The sequence below is a fragment of the Luteibacter sp. dw_328 genome (assembly GCF_018449605.1).
GTDB lineage: Bacteria > Pseudomonadota > Gammaproteobacteria > Xanthomonadales > Rhodanobacteraceae > Luteibacter.
Genome location: NZ_JAAVUW010000010.1, coordinates 47,721 through 62,725 on the forward strand (window position 1 = coordinate 47,721; position 15,005 = coordinate 62,725).

Below are 15,005 nucleotides of genomic sequence, written 5' to 3' on the forward strand. Positions count from 1 at the left end.
CCCCTCATACGGCCCGGATTGAACTGCAAGCGCCCGACGAATGCAAGACGTTTTCCCTTGTTAATCCATAACCTGCGAAACCTTCGTCAACGGGCGTACAGGAATGTGCCGCAAGCGACGGGGGCACCGGCCTCAAAAAGCCCATGATTTCAGTGATGAATAGCGCAAAAGCGGCAAGGGGCGGGCGTTAGTCCTGCCGCGGCGGGACCGTGGCCAGGGAAGCCACGACGCGCTCGCCGAGCGGCGACCTCGGCGCCATACGAACCGCCCTACCCTCCGCTTCATGGCGAAACGTCAGCGCCAGGTCCACCGGCGGCAAGGCACCAGCACCGCGCTCCGGCCACTCCACAAGGACGATGGCCCCCGGCTCGGCGAGGCTGTCCAGCCCAAGCCACTCCAGCTCGCCCGGATCGGCAATGCGATAAAGATCCAGGTGGAAGGCCTGGCGTTCACCGAGGTCGTAACCCTCGACGAGGCTGTAAGTCGGGCTCTTCACACGCTCGCCCACACCGAGCGCGCGAAGAAAGGCGCGGGCGAACGTCGTCTTGCCTGCACCGAGGTCGCCGTAGAGGAAGGCCACGAGGCCGTCGGCTGGCAGATTCGCCGCGAGGCGACGACCCAGGGCCATGGTGGCCTCCTCGTCCGCGAGGATCAGCTCCACCTCGGCGCTCATGCATCCAGCCCGTTGACAAGGCGACGCAGCGGCTCGAGCAGGTCCCCTGCGAGCAGCCCCCGCTCACCGGCGCGTGCCGCCACGTCGCCAGCGCGGGCATGCAGCCCCACGCCGAGGCAGGCCGCCTCGTAAGCATCGCAACCCTGCCCCAGAAGCGCCGCGATAATCCCGGTGAGGGTGTCGCCCATGCCACCGCTGGCCATGCCTGGATTACCCCAGGGGCAGACGGAGACCTCGCCCGTCGGTGAAGCGATCAGGCTCCCATTACCCTTGAGCACCACGACAGCCTTGTAGCGCCGGGCCATCTCGCGGACGGCGGCGAAACGGTCGGCCTGAACCGCCTTGGTGTCGATGCCGAGCAGGCGACCTGCCTCGCCAGGGTGCGGCGTAAGCACGACGGTACGGGGTAAGGTGCGCTCCTCGGCACGCAGCAGGTTGAGCCCGTCGGCGTCGAGCACGGTGGGCAGCCCGGCGTCGAGCGCGGTGGTCCAAAGCGCGTGGCCCCAGGCGGCCTGGCCCAGGCCGGGACCCAGGGCCAGCACGGAGGCCTTCTCCAGCATCGGCTGCAAGGCCTGCGGGCCGTTGACGCCATGGGCCATCAATTCCGGCCGCGCGGCATTCATCGCCAGCACGTTCTCCTCGCGCGTGGCCACGCTGACCAGGCCAGCACCCGTACGCAGCGCGGCTTCAGCGGCCATGCGCACGGCTCCGCCAGTGCCGTGGTCGCCACCGATGGCAAGCACGTGACCGTTCGTCCCCTTGTTCGACTCGCGCGGCCGCGGGTGCAGATGGGCGGGCAACAGGAGACGTGAGTCAGGCGTGTCGAGGACCGAATCCGGCAGTCCGAGGGCGTGAAGCTCGATCACGCCCGCGACTTCGCAGTGAAAGGTATGCAGCCCGCGCTTCTGCACGATGAAGGTCGCGGTCGCCTCGGCGCGCACGGCCACGCCGGGCATCGCCCCTGTGTCGGCTGAAAGCCCGGAAGGAATATCGAGCGCGAGGATGGGCGTGCCGGCGGCGTTCATGGCTTCGATCGCGTCGTGGGCCTCACCCTCCGGCGCCCGATTCAGGCCCGTGCCGTAGATCGCGTCGACGAAGACGTCAGCGATGGGAAGACGGGTCCAGTCGGAAAAGGCGGCGCAACGTCCCCCCGCCGCGACGAAAGCATCGCGCGCCTGCGAGGCGTCGCCGCCCTTAGGTTCGCCCAGGGCGACCAGATCGACGGACAAGCCTGCCAGACGTGCGTCGCGTGCCACGAGGTAGCCGTCGCCACCATTGTTTCCCGCGCCGCAGACCACCCGCAGGCGCCGGGCACCCGGCCAGCGGCGCTGCAGCATGGCGAAGGCTGCCGCCGCGGCGCGCGTCATCAGCGCCAGTCCGGGGACGCCGAGCTCGGCCGTCGCGCGCTGGTCTGTCGCGCGGGCCTGCGCCGAAGTGAAGAGAGCGGTACCGAGGGTGGGTGCGGTCATCGGGGGATTATAGAAGGGGCAAGTAGAATGCACGTATGCCCGCCTCGCCCGCCATCGACTACACCGCCCTTGCCACCGACATCAAGGCATGGGCGCGCGAGCTCGGGTTTGCCGACGTGGGCATCTCCGGCACCGACCTTGGCAACGATGAGGCCTACCTGGAGCGGTGGCTCGCGGATGGTCATCACGGCGAGATGGAGTACATGTCGCGCCATGGCACGCGCCGCAGTCGCCCCGCCGAACTCGAGCCCGGAACACTCCGTGTCGTGTCCGTACGCATGGACTACATCCCGCCCGGCACCGCGAATGCGTGGGACGTGATCAACGATGGCGACAAGGCGTACGTCGCCCGCTACGCGCTCGGTCGCGACTATCACAAGGTCATGCGAAACCGCCTGCAGAAACTGGCGGCGCGGATCGGTGAGCGGATCGGCGACTTTGGCTACCGTGCCTACGTCGATTCCGCTCCGGTGCTGGAGAAGGCTCTCGCCCGCAACGCAGGGCTCGGCTGGATCGGCAAGCACACGGTGTTGATCAACAAACGCGCGGGCTCATATTTCTTCCTTGGCGAGCTGTACACGGATCTCCCCCTGCCCGTGGACAAACCGGCCACGGCGCACTGTGGCAGCTGCCGCAAGTGCATCGATATCTGCCCCACCCAGGCGATCGTCGCACCGTACCGCCTCGACGCGCGAAAGTGCATTTCCTATCTCACCATCGAACTCAAGGGCAGCATTCCCGAAGCGCTGCGCGCGCCCATCGGCAACCGCATCTTCGGCTGCGATGACTGCCAGCTGATCTGTCCCTGGAACAAGTTCGCCCAGGAAGCGACAGAGCCCGACTTCGCCCCACGCCACAGCCTCGACGGCCCTAAGCTCGTCGACCTCTTCGCGTGGAGCGAAGCGGAGTTCCTTGCACGCACCGAGGGCATGGCGATCCGTCGCACGGGTTACGAAGGTTGGTTACGCAATCTCGCCGTCGGCCTAGGCAACGCACCGACGAGCGGCGAGATTCTCGCCGCACTCGACGCACGCGCCGACGACCCGTCGGAGGTGGTACGCGAGCATGTGGCCTGGGCGCGTGCGCAACATGCGTTGCGGGCGGGGTCGTAGTTTTTGGGGATAGCCGCTGCGCGGCTCATGTCTTCAGCGGCGTTCGCCGCCTTGCGCGCGTGCTGTCGTGGGAGTCGCACGACTGCCTCAACGCGCCAACGCGCCTTCGTAAGAGCCGCTTCAGCGGCGAACCCTCAGGCTATCGCGTTTGCGAATGAGGCCTTGTGGCGATTGGGCGAGCGGTTGAACCGCCGACACAATGCGATGCAATGCCTCGTTCGCGACGTCACCGCGGAGGGTTCGCCGATGAATCGGCTCCTACAAGAGCGGCGCTGCGACTTGCGGGCGGTGTGCTCGACCACACGAAACCTCGACGTTCGGCGCCGCGAGGGGCAAGGCCCTTGGGGCCGCCTAAGCTGAGGGCCGCTCAGTCCACATGGAATGCGAAAGAAGCGCCTACGGCCCGTCTCGAAGAGCCGCGCCGCGGCCCCAAGGGCCTTGCCCCTCGCGGCTCCCGCCACGGACACAGGCGTGAGGCGGCGAATGCCGCTGGTTACATGGGGCGCGCAGCGACCGTCCTTTCGCCGATGAATCGGATCCTAAAAAAGCAACATGAGCTTGCGCAGCGAGCTATCCATAAAAAAAACCCGGCACGAAGCCGGGCTTGGTTACGCCATGCGCGGAAGGTTCAAACCATGCCACCCGACTTGCGCACGATCAGCATCGCCATTTCGAGTGACTGCTCATAGTTCAGGCGCGGATCGACCATGGAACGGTACGCGCGATCGAGGTCGCCCTCGACCAGATCGCGGGCGCCACCGAGGCACTCGGTCACATCTTCGCCAGTCAGCTCGAGATGCACGCCACCAAGGCGGGTGCCCGCGGCAGCATGGATATCGAAAGCCTGGTCGAGTTCGCCGGCGATGTTGGCGAAGCGACGGGTCTTGTAGCCATTGGTGGTGCTCTCGGTATTGCCATGCATCGGATCGGCCACCCACAGCACACGGCGACCTTCCCGCTTCACCGCCTCGAGCAGCGGCTGCAGATGCGTGCCGATCTTGTCGTTGCCCATGCGATGGATGAGCGTAAGACGGCCGGGCTCTTCGTTCGGGTTGAGCACATCGATAAGACGAAGCAGGTCATCCGCCTGAACCGTCGGCCCGACCTTCACCGCGATGGGATTGCGAATGCCGCGGAAGTACTCGGTGTGAGCGCCATCGAGCGCCGCGGTCCGCATGCCGATCCACGGGAAGTGCGTCGACAGGTTGAACCAACCATCTTGTCGCGGGACCTGCCGCGTAAGCGCTTCCTCGTAATGCAGCAGCAGGGCCTCATGCGACGTATAGAAATCCACGCGCGAATAGCTCGAGATCGACTGGCCCGCGAGCGTCTCCATGAAGCGCAGCGAATCGCCGATGCTGGCGACCATGCGGCGGTATTCGGCGGCGAGCGGTGAATGCTCGACCCAGGCGAGATCCCAGTATTCCGGATGGTGCAGGTCGGCAAAACCACCGTCGATCAATGCCCGCACGAAATTCATCGTCATCGCCGAACGCGCATGCGCCTTGATCAGGCGATTCGGATCCGCGCGACGGGCTTCCGGCGTGAACTCCGGACTGTTCACCAGGTCGCCGCGAAACGCCGGCAAGGTCACGCCATCCCGTGTTTCGCTGTCGGCCGAACGCGGCTTGGCGTACTGGCCGGCGAAACGGCCAACGCGGATCACGGGCTTCTTCAGGCCGTGGACGAGCACAAGGCTCATCTGCAGCAGCACCTTCAGTCGATTGGAAATGATCGGGCTGTTGCAGTCCGCGAAGCTCTCCGCACAGTCGCCGCCCTGGAGCAGGAAGCGCTCGCCATCCTGGGCCTCGGCGATGCGCTGCTTCAGCGCGAGGATCTCCCAGGAAGTGACCAGTGGCGGCAGCTGACCGAGCTGCTCGAGCGCGCGACCGAGTTCGCTGGCGTCGTCGTAGCTCGGCTGCTGGAGGGCGGTCCTCGACCGCCACGAACCCGGCGTCCAGTCGAGGGACGAGGGTGCTACGGCTTTGAGGGAGTGCTGCATGACGGCGGTGCCTTCGTGTATGCGCCTTGGGCGGCGCGGGGAAATCAACGGACGGTGCGACGGACGGCGACAAGCGCCCAGACGGTCAGCACGATGAACCAGAACAGCGTCCACCCGGGCATCGGGATGCCGAGGATGGGCTCGATCTTCGCGCACTCACCGGAACCGGTGAACGCCAACTTGAGCATCTTCGTGAACGGAAAAGCGTCGAACAGATAGCCGAGGCCCGGTCCGCACGCCGGCACATCCGCGGCGGGAAGCGACTGCAGCCACAGATGCCGGCCGGCCGTGGCGATGCCCCAGAGTCCACCCAGCGTGATCAGGACGGCGTAAACGCCGCGAACACCCACCCTGCGCGGTGCGTGAAGGCCACCGACCAGGAAGAACAGGCCCATGGTGCACACGGCGATACGCTGGAAGATGCACAGCGGGCACGGGTCCAGGTGCATCACGTACTGCGCATAGAGCGCGAACGCCATGAGGGCAACACAAACAACGAAACCGGCGAGATAGCGACCGCGGAACGAGAGGTTCATAGAGGCGATATGGGGTGGGGAACGCCCACGTTAACCCTTTGTGCACGTGCTTGTCAGCAACTGCGTAAAGTTTCTTTTGTAACCATGGATCAATGGCTTGCGTAAGAATTACCGCAAATCCCCGGTCGCCGCCCCGAAACGAAAAAACCCCGGCAGGTCTCCCTGCCGGGGTTCGTTCGAATCGGCCCGCTAGGGCTTACTCGGCGTCGACCGCTTCGGTCTTGGCCGGGCGATCCACGAGTTCGACATACGCCATCGGCGCATGATCGCCGGGACGGAAGCCGCACTTGAGGATGCGCAGGTAGCCGCCGGGACGCTCGCGGTAGCGAGGACCGAGCTCGACGAAGAGCTTGCCGACAGCCTCTTTATCGCGCAGACGCGCGAAAGCGAGGCGGCGGTTGGCAACGCCATCGGTCTTGGAGAGCGTGATGAGCGGCTCTGCGACGCGACGGAGTTCCTTCGCCTTGGGAAGGGTGGTACGGATAAGCTCGTGCTTGATCAGCGACGAAGCCATGTTCTTGAACATCGCTTCGCGGTGGCTGCTCGTGCGGTTGAGCTTGCGACCGGATTTCTGGTGGCGCATGGCGTTTACTCTCTAGGTCTATTGTTAGGAAAAGCCGTCAGAATGAATCGACTTCCCGCGGTTGCCCGCTATTCGAGGCTGTCAAAACGCCCCGTTATTAAGAGCACGGTCTCTATGGACCGTTCTGTACTTCCGGTGGAAATGCGCGAGGCATCCGCCGGATGGCGCAAAGAATCGGGGCGATCGAAAAGCGATCGCCCCGTTTGAATCAGCCCAGCTGCATACCGTGGGAAAGCCCCGGCGGCGGCCAGTTTTCGAGCTTCATGCCGAGAGCGAGACCACGCCCGCCCAGCACATCCTTGATTTCCGTCAGCGACTTCTTGCCCAGGTTCGGCGTCTTCAACAGCTCGACTTCGGTCTTCTGGACCAGGTCGCCGATGTAGTAGATGCTTTCGGCCTTGAGGCAGTTCGCCGAGCGGACCGTCAGTTCGAGATCGTCGATCGGACGCAGCAGGAGCGGATCGAACCCGCCCTTCTCCGCCTTGGTCGAATCGCTCTCGCGGCGCGAGAAATCGCCGAAAACCGACAGCTGATCGTTGATGATTTCAGCCGCCTTGCGGACAGCGTCTTCAGCACCGATCGTGCCGTTCGTCTCGATATCCAGCACGAGCTTGTCGAGGTTGGTGCGCTGCTCGACACGAGCGGCGTCCACTTCGTAAGCCACGCGCAGGACCGGCGCGAACGACGCGTCGAGCTGCAGACGGCCGATCGGCCGCGTCTCGTCATCCGGATGCTGGCGCGCGCTGGCCGGCTGGTAGCCGACGCCGCGACGCACCTTCAGACGCATGTTCAGTGCCACATCCTTGGTGAGGTGGCAGATCACGTGGTCCGGGTTGACGATTTCTACGGAATGGTCGACCGCGATGTCGCCTGCGGTGACCACGCCTTTGCCCTTCTTCGACAGCGTCAGGGTGACTTCGTCACCACTGTGCTGGCGGATGGCAACATCCTTGAGGTTCAGCAGGACTTCGATCACGTCCTCCTGCAAACCCTCAAGCGTTGTGTACTCGTGCAGCACGCCGTCGATTTCGACCTCGACGATGGCGCTGCCCGGGATCGAAGAGAGCAGCACGCGACGCAGCGCGTTGCCCAGGGTGTGACCAAAGCCACGCTCGAGCGGCTCGACCACCACCTTAGCGCGGTTCGCTCCAAGCTGCTCGACGCTGAGGCCACGAGGCCGCAGCACACTAGTTGACGAAACTGCCATGCAAGGCTCCGGTGAATTACTTCGAGTAAAGCTCGACGATCAGGGCTTCGTTGATGTCGGCCGGCAGATCACCGCGATCCGGCACAGCCTTGAACGTGCCTGCGAACTTCTTGCTGTCGACCTCGACCCACGACGGACGAAGGTCCATCGTGTCAAAGACCGTCGCCGCTTCCTGGACGCGCAGCTGACCGCGAGCCTTTTCGGTCAGCGAGACTTCGTCACCCGGACGGACGTGGTAGGAAGGCACGTTGACCTTCTTGCCATTGACCGTCACGGACTTGTGAGCCACGAGCTGACGAGCCTGGGCGCGGGTAACCGCGAAACCCATGCGGAACACGACGTTGTCGAGACGGCTTTCCAGGAGGCGAAGCAGGTTTTCACCCGTATTGCCCTTCTGGGTCGAAGCCTTGGTGTAGTAGTTGCTGAACTGACGCTCGAGCACACCGTAGATGCGCTTGACCTTCTGCTTTTCACGCAGCTGGACGGCGTAGTCGGACAGACGGGCGCGCTTGTTTGCGCCATGCTGACCGGGTTTGTTCTCGAGCTTGCACTTGGAATCAAGCGCGCGGGCCGGGCTCTTCAGACCGAGGTCGGCACCTTCACGACGCGCAAGTTTGCAGGTAGCTCCACGATAACGGGCCATGGGTATGCTCCTTAGACGCGACGCTTCTTGGGGGGACGGCAGCCGTTATGCGGAATCGGCGTGACGTCAATAATGTTGAGCACTTTGTAGCCCAACGCATTCAGCGAACGCACGGCCGACTCACGGCCCGGGCCGGGGCCCTTGATGCGAACTTCCACGGTCTTCACACCGTAGTCGCCAGCAGCGCGGCCAGCCTTTTCGGCTGCCACCTGAGCGGCGAACGGGGTCGACTTACGGGAGCCGCGGAAACCCGCGCCGCCTGCAGTCGCCCACGACAGGGCATTGCCCTGGCGATCGGTGATCGTGACGATGGTGTTGTTGAAAGAAGCCTGCACGTGGGCCACGGCATCCGTGACAACGCGCTTGATCTTCTTCTTGGTTTTAACCGGCTTAGCCATAATCGGTATCCGTTACTTCTTGATCGGACGACGCGGACCCTTGCGGGTACGGGCGTTGGTACGCGTGCGCTGGCCGCGCACCGGCAGGCCGCGACGGTGGCGCAGGCCACGATAGCAACCGAGGTCCATCAGACGCTTGACCGCCATACCGATCTCGCGGCGAAGATCGCCCTCGACCGTGTACTTGGCGATCTCGGCGCGGATCTTCTCGACCTCACCTTCGCTAAGCGACTTGATGGGAGTGGTCGGAACCACGCCCGAGTCGACGCAAACCTTCTTCGCCCGCGAACGGCCGATTCCATAAATGCTCTGCAGGCCGACCCAGACATGCTTCTGGACCGGCAAATTGACACCCGCGATGCGCGCCATGATGTACTGTCTCCGATGCGTTTCGTGCGCGGTAAACGCGCAATTCTAACCTGAATTAACCTAAACGGGAAGTCCTGCGGCGCTGGGCGCCAAGGCCTCCCCTACTTGGGGGTCTCTGCCGCGTCTCAGCTGCGACGGAGATTGGACTTCTTGAGCAGACTCTCGTACTGGTGGCTGACGAGATGGGCCTGGACCTGAGCCGTAAAGTCCATCACCACCACCACCACGATCAGCAGCGAAGTGCCGCCGAAATAGAACGGAACGTGCCAGGCGTTCTGCATGAACGTGGGCACCAGGCAGACCAGAACGATGTAAACCGCGCCAACACCGGTAAGCCGGGTCATGACGCCATCGATGTAGTCTGCCGTGGCGCGACCCGGACGGATGCCCGGAATCAACGCGCCCGAACGCTTGAGGTTATCGGCCGTTTCCTGCGAGTTGAACACGATCGCCGTGTAGAAGAAGGCGAACCCGATCACCAGCACCGCGAACACGATGTCGTGCACCGGCTCACCCGGGCTCAACGCCGTGGTCAACCACTGCAACCAACGCGACTGGTGGGCAGTGCCGAACCAGGTCGCCGCAGTCGCGGGGAAGAGCAAGAGGCTGGTCGCGAAGATCGGCGGAATGACGCCCGCCATATTGATCTTCAGCGGCAGGTGCGAAGTCTGGCGCTGGAACTGGCGCTGACTGCCCTGCTTCGCGTAGTTCACGGTGATACGCCGTTGGGCGCGCTCCATGAACACCACGAAAGCGGTTACCGCCAGGATCAGCGCGGTCACCATGAGCAGCTTCAGAACCGACAGCTCTCCGTTGTTCGCCATGGTCAGCGTGTGCGCGATGGCACCCGGGAGACCGGCCACGATACCGGCGAAGATCAGCATCGAAATGCCGTTGCCGATACCGCGCTCCGTGATCTGCTCGCCGAGCCACATCAGGAACATCGTGCCGGCGGTGAGACCGACGACGGATGCCATGACGAAGCCCGCACCGGGCATATAGACCACCGGACCGCTCGCGCCGACCTGCTTCTGCAGGGCAACCGCGATGCCGAACGCCTGAAATGCCGCCAGGCCAACCGTGCCGAAGCGCGTGTACATGGTCATCTTGCGACGACCGGACTCGCCTTCCTTGCGCAGAGCCATGAGCGACGGAATGACCGAGCCCATCATCTGCACCACGATCGACGCCGAGATATACGGCACCACACCGAGAGCGAACACCGAGAATCGGGAAAGCGAGCCGCCCGAGAACATGTTGACCATGTTCAACAGACCGCCGCCACCCTCAACCAGGCTGGTCATCGCCTCAGGATTCACGCCCGGAACGGGAATGAACGAACCGAGGCGGAAGACCACCAGCGCACCAATCAAGAAGAAGATGCGCTGACGAAGTTCCGTCAGTTTGCCCAGCGAGCCGAGCGTTGTGCCCTGCGCTGCTGCCACCTGATTACTCCACGCTGCCGCCGGCGGCTTCGATAGCCGCCTTGGCGCCGGCCGTCGCAAGCACGCCCGTGAGCTTGATCGCGCGGGTGATTTCACCCTTGAGGACAATCTTGACCTTCTTCGCGCGGCTGGTCACGAGACCGGCAGCGTGGAGAGCGATCAGATCGATCGTGTCGACCTTCAAGGCAGCCAGCTGGTACAGACGCACTTCTTCGGTGTCGCGCTTCTTCAGCGAGCGGAAGCCCACCTTCGGAAGGCGACGCTGCAGCGGCATCTGGCCGCCTTCGAAACCGTAGCGATGCGTGCCACCGGCACGTGCATGCTGACCCTTATGGCCGCGGCCGGCAGTCTTGCCGAGGCCGGAACCAATACCGCGAGCGACGCGCGTGCGGGACTTGCGGGCGCCCTTACCGGGACGTAGATCGTTAAGACGCATGATTCTTACTCCTCGACCCGAACCAGGTAGTAGACCTTATTGATAAGGCCACGGACCTGCGGGCTATCCTTCAGTTCGCGCACATCGTTGATGTGGCTCAGGCCCAGGGCCTTCACACTCAAACGATGACGACCCTGCACACCGCGCAGGCCCTTGACCAGGCGGACGCGGACGGTACCGCCAGCGGCGGTTTCGGTGTTCTTAGCCATTGCCGAGGACCTCTTCGATCGTCTTGCCACGCTTGGCGGCGATGCGCTTCGGCGATGCGACGGCCTGCAGACCCTTGATCGTCGCGCGGACGAGGTTGATCGGGTTGCGCGAGCCGACGGCCTTGGCGAGCACGTCCTTCACACCGACCACTTCGAGGACAGCGCGCATGGCGCCGCCGGCGATGACGCCGGTACCCTGGGAAGCGGGCTGCATGTAGACGCGAGCCGCACCGTGGTTAGCCTTGATGGCGTACCACAGCGTGCCCTGGTTCAGTTCAATCGTGACCATGTTGCGACGGGCGCGTTCCATAGCCTTGGAAATGGCGACCGGCACTTCACGTGCCTTGCCATAACCAAAACCGACGCGGCCTTCGCCGTCGCCAACAACGGTCAGCGCGGTGAAGCTCATCTGGCGGCCACCCTTGACGGTCTTGGCCACGCGGTTGACGGCGATAAGCTTTTCAAGCATGCCGTCCGAATTTTCGCGATCTGTCGAGGACATCTCTTTTCCTGATAGCCCGGAATGATAGTTAGCCGGGACTTCTGTTTACGGCTCGGTCGCCGCTTGGAGTTGTAGGAGCTAAATCGGGCGACATCGGCCCCGAGGGACCGATGTCGTTGCCTGACGCCTCTTAGAACTTGAGGCCGGCTTCACGGGCTGCATCGGCGAGAGCCTTGATGCGACCGTGGTAACGGAAACCCGAGCGATCGAACGCGACTGCCTCGATACCGGCGGCCTTGGCGCGCTCGGCTACGATGCGGCCGACGGTGGTCGCGGCTTCCATGTTCTTTGTACCCTTCAGACCTTCGGCAACCGCGGACTGCACGGTCGAGGCGGCTGCCACGACAGTACCGTTCGGTGCGAACACCTGGGCGTAGATGTGCTGACCGGTGCGGTGCACGCTCAGGCGGTGGACCGCGAGCTCACGGATGTGAGAGCGGGTCGACTTGGCGCGGCGCAGGCGGGAATCGTTCTTGTTCATCTTATTACTCCAGAAAGCGGATAGACCGATTAGGCCTTCTTGGCTTCCTTCAGGATGATCTTCTCGCCCGCATAACGGACGCCCTTGCCCTTGTAAGGCTCCGGCGAACGGAACGCACGGATCTTCGCCGCCGTCTGACCCACGAGCTGCTTGTCAGCGCCCTTGATCAGGATTTCGGTCTGCGTCGGGACTTCGATGGTGATGCCTTCCGGCGCCTCGAAGACGACCGGGTGCGAGAAACCGAGCGAGAGGTTGACGGCCTTGCCGGCAAGCTGTGCGCGGTAACCGACGCCGACCAGCTCGAGCTTCTTCTCGAAACCGGCGGTGACACCCTGGACCATGTTGGCGACAACGGCGCGAGCCGTACCACCGAACTTGTCGTCGGCGCCCTCGGCGAGAACGACGGTGGCGACGCCATTGTCCTGCTGGAACGTAACGCCCGGCAGTTCATGGGTCGTCAGCGTGCCCTTCGGGCCCTTGACGGAGACAGTACCGTTGGCGATCGAGATCTCGACGCCCTTGGGGAGATTGATAGGCAACTTGGCTACACGTGACATACGGGACTCCTTACGCCACCTGGCCGATGACTTCGCCGCCAAGACCCTTAGCACGGGCCTGAGCGTCGGTCAGGAGACCGGCGGAAGTCGAGATGATGGAGATGCCCAGGCCGCCGAGGACCTTCGGCAGCTCGTCCTTGCCGCGGTAAACGCGAAGACCGGAACGGCTGACACGGGAGATGGTTTCGATGGCCGGGAGGCCCTCGAAGTACTTCAGCTTGATCTCGAGCACCGGCTTGCCCGCTTCATCAGCGGAACGGGCGTCGAGGATATAACCCTCTTTCTGCAGGAGCTGCGCGAGGGCCAGCTTCATTTTCGACGACGGCATACGAACAACCGCTTTGCCAGATGCCTGGCCATTACGGATGCGCGTAAACAGATCGGCGATGGGATCAGTCATGCTCATAAGAAAACCCTTGAGAGTGCACCGATATCCGAATTACCGGAGATCTTTAAATTGTAAAGCCGACAGAAGTCGGTCTGCGTTGCGCAGACCGACGACTATAACAGCTTGCCCCGCCGATGGCGAGTTTTTTACCAGCTAGCCTTACGCAGGCCCGGCACATCGCCGCGCATGGTGGCTTCGCGAAGCTTGTTGCGACCAAGGCCGAACTTGCTGTAGACGCCACGCGGGCGGCCGGTCAGGGCGCAGCGATTACGCTGGCGCGCTGGGCTGGCATCACGCGGGAGCTTCTGCAGCTTCGTCTGGGCTTCCATCTTTTCCTCATACGAGGCAGTGGAGCTCAGGACGACCGCCTTCAGTTCGGCACGCTTGGTAGCGAACTTCTTGACGAGCTTGGTGCGCTTAACATCGCGCTGGATCATCGAGGTCTTAGCCATGTTCTACCTGTAATCAGTTGCGGAACGGGAAGCTGAATGCTTCCAGCAGCGCCTTGGCTTCTTCGTCGGTCTTGGCGGTCGTGGTGATGGAGATATCCATACCGCGCAGCGCATCAACCTGATCGAAGTCGATTTCCGGGAAAATGATCTGTTCCTTGATGCCGAAGTTGTAATTACCACGGCCATCGAAAGCACGGCCCGAAACACCACGGAAGTCGCGCGTACGCGGCAGCGAGATGTTGATCAGGCGATCCAGGAATTCCCACATCTGGGCACGACGCAGCGTGACCTTGCAACCGATCGGCCAACCGTCGCGGATCTTGAACGAAGCGACCGACACGCGGGCCTTCGTCGTGATCGGCTTCTGGCCGGCGATCTTGGTCATATCGGCGACCGCGTTCTCGAGGATCTTCTTGTTACCGGCGGCTTCGCCGACGCCCATGTTGAGCGTGATCTTCGAGATGCGCGGGACTTCCATGACGTTCTGGTAACCGAAGCGCTCAGTGAGCTTCGACATTACCGACTCTTTGTAAAACGTTTCAAGGCGGGTCATGACTTCGATTCCTTACGCGTCGACGACTTCGCCAGAACGGAACACGCGCACTTTGCGCCCGTCCTCGAGCGTCTTGGTGCCAGCGCGCTCGCCCTTGTTCGTGGCGGAGTTGAAGAGCTGTACGTTGGAGATATGGATCGAAGCTTCACGCTCGACGATACCGCCAGGCTGGTTGGCCTGGGGATTCGGCTTGGTGTGACGCTTGACCAGGTTGACGTTCGAGACGACAACGCGCTCGCCGTCGACACGCAGCACGTCGCCGCGCTGTCCCTTGTTCTTGCCGGTGGTGACGACGACGTTGTCACCCTTGCGGATACGGTTCATGTTCTGGCCTCCGCTCAGAGCACTTCGGGCGCAAGCGAGACGATCTTCATGAACTTCTCGGTGCGCAGCTCGCGTGTAACCGGCCCGAAAATACGGGTACCGATCGGCTCGAGCTTATTGTTGAGGAGGACAGCTGCGTTACCGTCGAAACGGATAACGGAGCCATCGGCGCGGCGAACACCCTTGGCGGTACGAACCACCACGGCATTGTAAACCTCGCCCTTCTTGACCTTACCGCGAGGAATGGCGTCCTTGATGGTCACCTTGATGACATCACCAACGCTGGCGTAACGGCGCTTCGAGCCGCCGAGCACCTTGATGCACATCATTTCCTTCGCGCCGCTGTTGTCAGCTGCGGAAAGCGTGCTCTGTACCTGAATCATGGCAGCTCTCCTTAGACTTCAGCGCGCGTGATGATTTCGACCACGCGGTGATGCTTGGTCTTCGACAGCGGACGGCATTCCGCGATGCGCACCAGGTCACCTTCGTTCGCACCGGTCTCGTCATGTGCGTGAAGCTTCGTGGAGCGACGGATGATCTTGCCGAGCAGCCAATGCTGCACCTGGCGCTCGATCAGCACGGTCACGGTCTGGTTCATTTTGTTGCTGATGACGCGACCCGTAAGGGTACGCGCGGTCTTCTTGATTTCGCTCATGTCCGCCGTCC

General features: G+C 63.1%; 22 protein-coding genes. 1 reads left to right on the forward strand and 21 read right to left on the reverse strand.

The genetic code is table 11. The annotated features are described in order from the left end of the window. Positions 1–187 precede the first annotated feature (187 nt). Both tsaE and HB634_RS21035 read right to left on the reverse strand, forming a co-directional pair. The gene (tsaE, locus tag HB634_RS21030) at positions 188–673 is read right to left on the reverse strand and encodes a tRNA (adenosine(37)-N6)-threonylcarbamoyltransferase complex ATPase subunit type 1 TsaE (protein ID WP_213950017.1); all 486 of its coding nucleotides are present in this window, start codon (positions 671–673) and stop codon (positions 188–190) included. After that, positions 670–2,142 (reverse strand): NAD(P)H-hydrate dehydratase, encoded by a 1,473-nt coding sequence (locus HB634_RS21035; RefSeq protein WP_213950018.1) that lies wholly within the window; start codon positions 2,140–2,142, stop codon positions 670–672. Before HB634_RS21035 ends, tsaE begins: the two co-directional genes overlap by 4 nt. Positions 2,143–2,177: 35 nt before the next feature. Here HB634_RS21035 and queG point away from each other — a divergent pair, with 35 nt between their 5' ends. Then, complete coding sequence (gene queG, locus HB634_RS21040) at positions 2,178–3,254, forward strand: tRNA epoxyqueuosine(34) reductase QueG (RefSeq protein ID WP_063574229.1); 1,077 nt, start codon at positions 2,178–2,180, stop codon at positions 3,252–3,254. A gap of 628 nt (positions 3,255–3,882) precedes the next feature. On the opposite strand, the gene HB634_RS21045 is transcribed toward queG, so the two are convergent. The 19 genes from HB634_RS21045 to rpsQ form a co-directional block, all read right to left on the reverse strand. Continuing rightward, positions 3,883–5,256 carry a 3-deoxy-7-phosphoheptulonate synthase class II gene (locus HB634_RS21045; RefSeq protein WP_213950019.1) on the reverse strand — a complete coding sequence of 458 codons (1,374 nt, stop codon included), beginning with the start codon at positions 5,254–5,256 and terminating at the stop codon, positions 3,883–3,885. A gap of 44 nt (positions 5,257–5,300) precedes the next feature. Continuing rightward, positions 5,301–5,792 carry a disulfide bond formation protein B gene (locus HB634_RS21050; protein ID WP_213950020.1) on the reverse strand — a complete coding sequence of 164 codons (492 nt, stop codon included), beginning with the start codon at positions 5,790–5,792 and terminating at the stop codon, positions 5,301–5,303. Positions 5,793–5,988: 196 nt separating this feature from the next. Beyond that, positions 5,989–6,375: a 50S ribosomal protein L17 gene (gene rplQ, locus HB634_RS21055; protein ID WP_063570892.1), complete on the reverse strand. Its 387-nt coding sequence runs from the start codon at positions 6,373–6,375 to the stop codon at positions 5,989–5,991. Between the two features lie 208 nt (positions 6,376–6,583). Continuing rightward, on the reverse strand, positions 6,584–7,582 hold the full coding sequence (gene rpoA / locus HB634_RS21060; RefSeq protein WP_036115434.1) for a DNA-directed RNA polymerase subunit alpha: 999 nt from the start codon (positions 7,580–7,582) through the stop codon (positions 6,584–6,586). 16 nt (positions 7,583–7,598) lie between these two features. Next, positions 7,599–8,225 carry a 30S ribosomal protein S4 gene (gene rpsD / locus HB634_RS21065; protein ID WP_046967235.1) on the reverse strand — a complete coding sequence of 209 codons (627 nt, stop codon included), beginning with the start codon at positions 8,223–8,225 and terminating at the stop codon, positions 7,599–7,601. A gap of 11 nt (positions 8,226–8,236) precedes the next feature. Further along, on the reverse strand, positions 8,237–8,623 hold the full coding sequence (gene rpsK, locus HB634_RS21070; RefSeq protein ID WP_007513384.1) for a 30S ribosomal protein S11: 387 nt from the start codon (positions 8,621–8,623) through the stop codon (positions 8,237–8,239). Between the two features lie 12 nt (positions 8,624–8,635). Then, positions 8,636–8,992: a 30S ribosomal protein S13 gene (gene rpsM, locus HB634_RS21075; RefSeq protein WP_046967236.1), complete on the reverse strand. Its 357-nt coding sequence runs from the start codon at positions 8,990–8,992 to the stop codon at positions 8,636–8,638. 125 nt (positions 8,993–9,117) lie between these two features. Further along, positions 9,118–10,437 (reverse strand): preprotein translocase subunit SecY, encoded by a 1,320-nt coding sequence (secY, locus tag HB634_RS21080; RefSeq protein WP_046967237.1) that lies wholly within the window; start codon positions 10,435–10,437, stop codon positions 9,118–9,120. A gap of 4 nt (positions 10,438–10,441) precedes the next feature. Then, positions 10,442–10,873, reverse strand: coding sequence for a 50S ribosomal protein L15 (gene rplO, locus HB634_RS21085; protein WP_063570891.1), 432 nt, complete (start codon positions 10,871–10,873; stop codon positions 10,442–10,444). 5 nt (positions 10,874–10,878) lie between these two features. Next, the gene (gene rpmD / locus HB634_RS21090; protein ID WP_063570890.1) at positions 10,879–11,082 is read right to left on the reverse strand and encodes a 50S ribosomal protein L30; all 204 of its coding nucleotides are present in this window, start codon (positions 11,080–11,082) and stop codon (positions 10,879–10,881) included. Continuing rightward, entirely contained in the window at positions 11,075–11,584 is a 510-nt protein-coding gene (gene rpsE, locus HB634_RS21095; protein WP_046967240.1) for a 30S ribosomal protein S5, read from the reverse strand. The genes rpmD and rpsE overlap by 8 nt, the downstream gene beginning before the upstream one ends. 130 nt (positions 11,585–11,714) lie before the next feature. Beyond that, complete coding sequence (gene rplR / locus HB634_RS21100; protein ID WP_063570889.1) at positions 11,715–12,065, reverse strand: 50S ribosomal protein L18; 351 nt, start codon at positions 12,063–12,065, stop codon at positions 11,715–11,717. A gap of 29 nt (positions 12,066–12,094) precedes the next feature. Next, the gene (gene rplF, locus HB634_RS21105) at positions 12,095–12,622 is read right to left on the reverse strand and encodes a 50S ribosomal protein L6 (protein ID WP_063570888.1); all 528 of its coding nucleotides are present in this window, start codon (positions 12,620–12,622) and stop codon (positions 12,095–12,097) included. 10 nt (positions 12,623–12,632) lie between these two features. Beyond that, positions 12,633–13,028 carry a 30S ribosomal protein S8 gene (gene rpsH / locus HB634_RS21110; protein ID WP_063570887.1) on the reverse strand — a complete coding sequence of 132 codons (396 nt, stop codon included), beginning with the start codon at positions 13,026–13,028 and terminating at the stop codon, positions 12,633–12,635. Between the two features lie 128 nt (positions 13,029–13,156). Next, the gene (gene rpsN, locus HB634_RS21115; RefSeq protein WP_063570886.1) at positions 13,157–13,462 is read right to left on the reverse strand and encodes a 30S ribosomal protein S14; all 306 of its coding nucleotides are present in this window, start codon (positions 13,460–13,462) and stop codon (positions 13,157–13,159) included. A gap of 13 nt (positions 13,463–13,475) precedes the next feature. Further along, entirely contained in the window at positions 13,476–14,015 is a 540-nt protein-coding gene (rplE, locus tag HB634_RS21120) for a 50S ribosomal protein L5 (RefSeq protein WP_046967245.1), read from the reverse strand. A gap of 12 nt (positions 14,016–14,027) precedes the next feature. Continuing rightward, complete coding sequence (gene rplX / locus HB634_RS21125; RefSeq protein ID WP_063570885.1) at positions 14,028–14,339, reverse strand: 50S ribosomal protein L24; 312 nt, start codon at positions 14,337–14,339, stop codon at positions 14,028–14,030. Between the two features lie 14 nt (positions 14,340–14,353). After that, positions 14,354–14,722 carry a 50S ribosomal protein L14 gene (gene rplN, locus HB634_RS21130; protein ID WP_063570884.1) on the reverse strand — a complete coding sequence of 123 codons (369 nt, stop codon included), beginning with the start codon at positions 14,720–14,722 and terminating at the stop codon, positions 14,354–14,356. Positions 14,723–14,733: 11 nt separating this feature from the next. Continuing rightward, positions 14,734–14,994: a 30S ribosomal protein S17 gene (gene rpsQ / locus HB634_RS21135; RefSeq protein ID WP_063570883.1), complete on the reverse strand. Its 261-nt coding sequence runs from the start codon at positions 14,992–14,994 to the stop codon at positions 14,734–14,736. Positions 14,995–15,005 lie beyond the last annotated feature (11 nt).

Bases quoted from the DNA above. Each gene is read 5' to 3' on its own strand.
- rpmD (WP_063570890.1), bottom strand. From the start codon at position 11,082: ATGGCTAAGAACACCGAAACCGCCGCTGGCGGTACCGTCCGCGTCCGC.
- tsaE (WP_213950017.1), bottom strand. From the start codon at position 673: ATGAGCGCCGAGGTGGAGCTGATCCTCGCGGACGAGGAGGCCACCATG.
- rpsH (WP_063570887.1), bottom strand. From the start codon at position 13,028: ATGAGCATGACTGATCCCATCGCCGATCTGTTTACGCGCATCCGTAAT.
- HB634_RS21050 (WP_213950020.1), bottom strand. From the start codon at position 5,792: ATGAACCTCTCGTTCCGCGGTCGCTATCTCGCCGGTTTCGTTGTTTGT.
- rplQ (WP_063570892.1), bottom strand. From the start codon at position 6,375: ATGCGCCACCAGAAATCCGGTCGCAAGCTCAACCGCACGAGCAGCCAC.
- rpsK (WP_007513384.1), bottom strand. From the start codon at position 8,623: ATGGCTAAGCCGGTTAAAACCAAGAAGAAGATCAAGCGCGTTGTCACG.
- rplF (WP_063570888.1), bottom strand. From the start codon at position 12,622: ATGTCACGTGTAGCCAAGTTGCCTATCAATCTCCCCAAGGGCGTCGAG.
- rpsN (WP_063570886.1), bottom strand. From the start codon at position 13,462: ATGGCTAAGACCTCGATGATCCAGCGCGATGTTAAGCGCACCAAGCTC.
- rplX (WP_063570885.1), bottom strand. From the start codon at position 14,339: ATGAACCGTATCCGCAAGGGTGACAACGTCGTCGTCACCACCGGCAAG.
- rpsE (WP_046967240.1), bottom strand. From the start codon at position 11,584: ATGTCCTCGACAGATCGCGAAAATTCGGACGGCATGCTTGAAAAGCTT.
- rplR (WP_063570889.1), bottom strand. From the start codon at position 12,065: ATGAACAAGAACGATTCCCGCCTGCGCCGCGCCAAGTCGACCCGCTCT.
- rpsQ (WP_063570883.1), bottom strand. From the start codon at position 14,994: ATGAGCGAAATCAAGAAGACCGCGCGTACCCTTACGGGTCGCGTCATC.
- HB634_RS21045 (WP_213950019.1), bottom strand. From the start codon at position 5,256: ATGCAGCACTCCCTCAAAGCCGTAGCACCCTCGTCCCTCGACTGGACG.
- rpsM (WP_046967236.1), bottom strand. From the start codon at position 8,992: ATGGCGCGCATCGCGGGTGTCAATTTGCCGGTCCAGAAGCATGTCTGG.
- rpsD (WP_046967235.1), bottom strand. From the start codon at position 8,225: ATGGCCCGTTATCGTGGAGCTACCTGCAAACTTGCGCGTCGTGAAGGT.
- HB634_RS21035 (WP_213950018.1), bottom strand. From the start codon at position 2,142: ATGACCGCACCCACCCTCGGTACCGCTCTCTTCACTTCGGCGCAGGCC.
- rplE (WP_046967245.1), bottom strand. From the start codon at position 14,015: ATGACCCGCCTTGAAACGTTTTACAAAGAGTCGGTAATGTCGAAGCTC.
- rpoA (WP_036115434.1), bottom strand. From the start codon at position 7,582: ATGGCAGTTTCGTCAACTAGTGTGCTGCGGCCTCGTGGCCTCAGCGTC.
- rplO (WP_063570891.1), bottom strand. From the start codon at position 10,873: ATGCGTCTTAACGATCTACGTCCCGGTAAGGGCGCCCGCAAGTCCCGC.
- rplN (WP_063570884.1), bottom strand. From the start codon at position 14,722: ATGATTCAGGTACAGAGCACGCTTTCCGCAGCTGACAACAGCGGCGCG.
- queG (WP_063574229.1), top strand. From the start codon at position 2,178: ATGCCCGCCTCGCCCGCCATCGACTACACCGCCCTTGCCACCGACATC.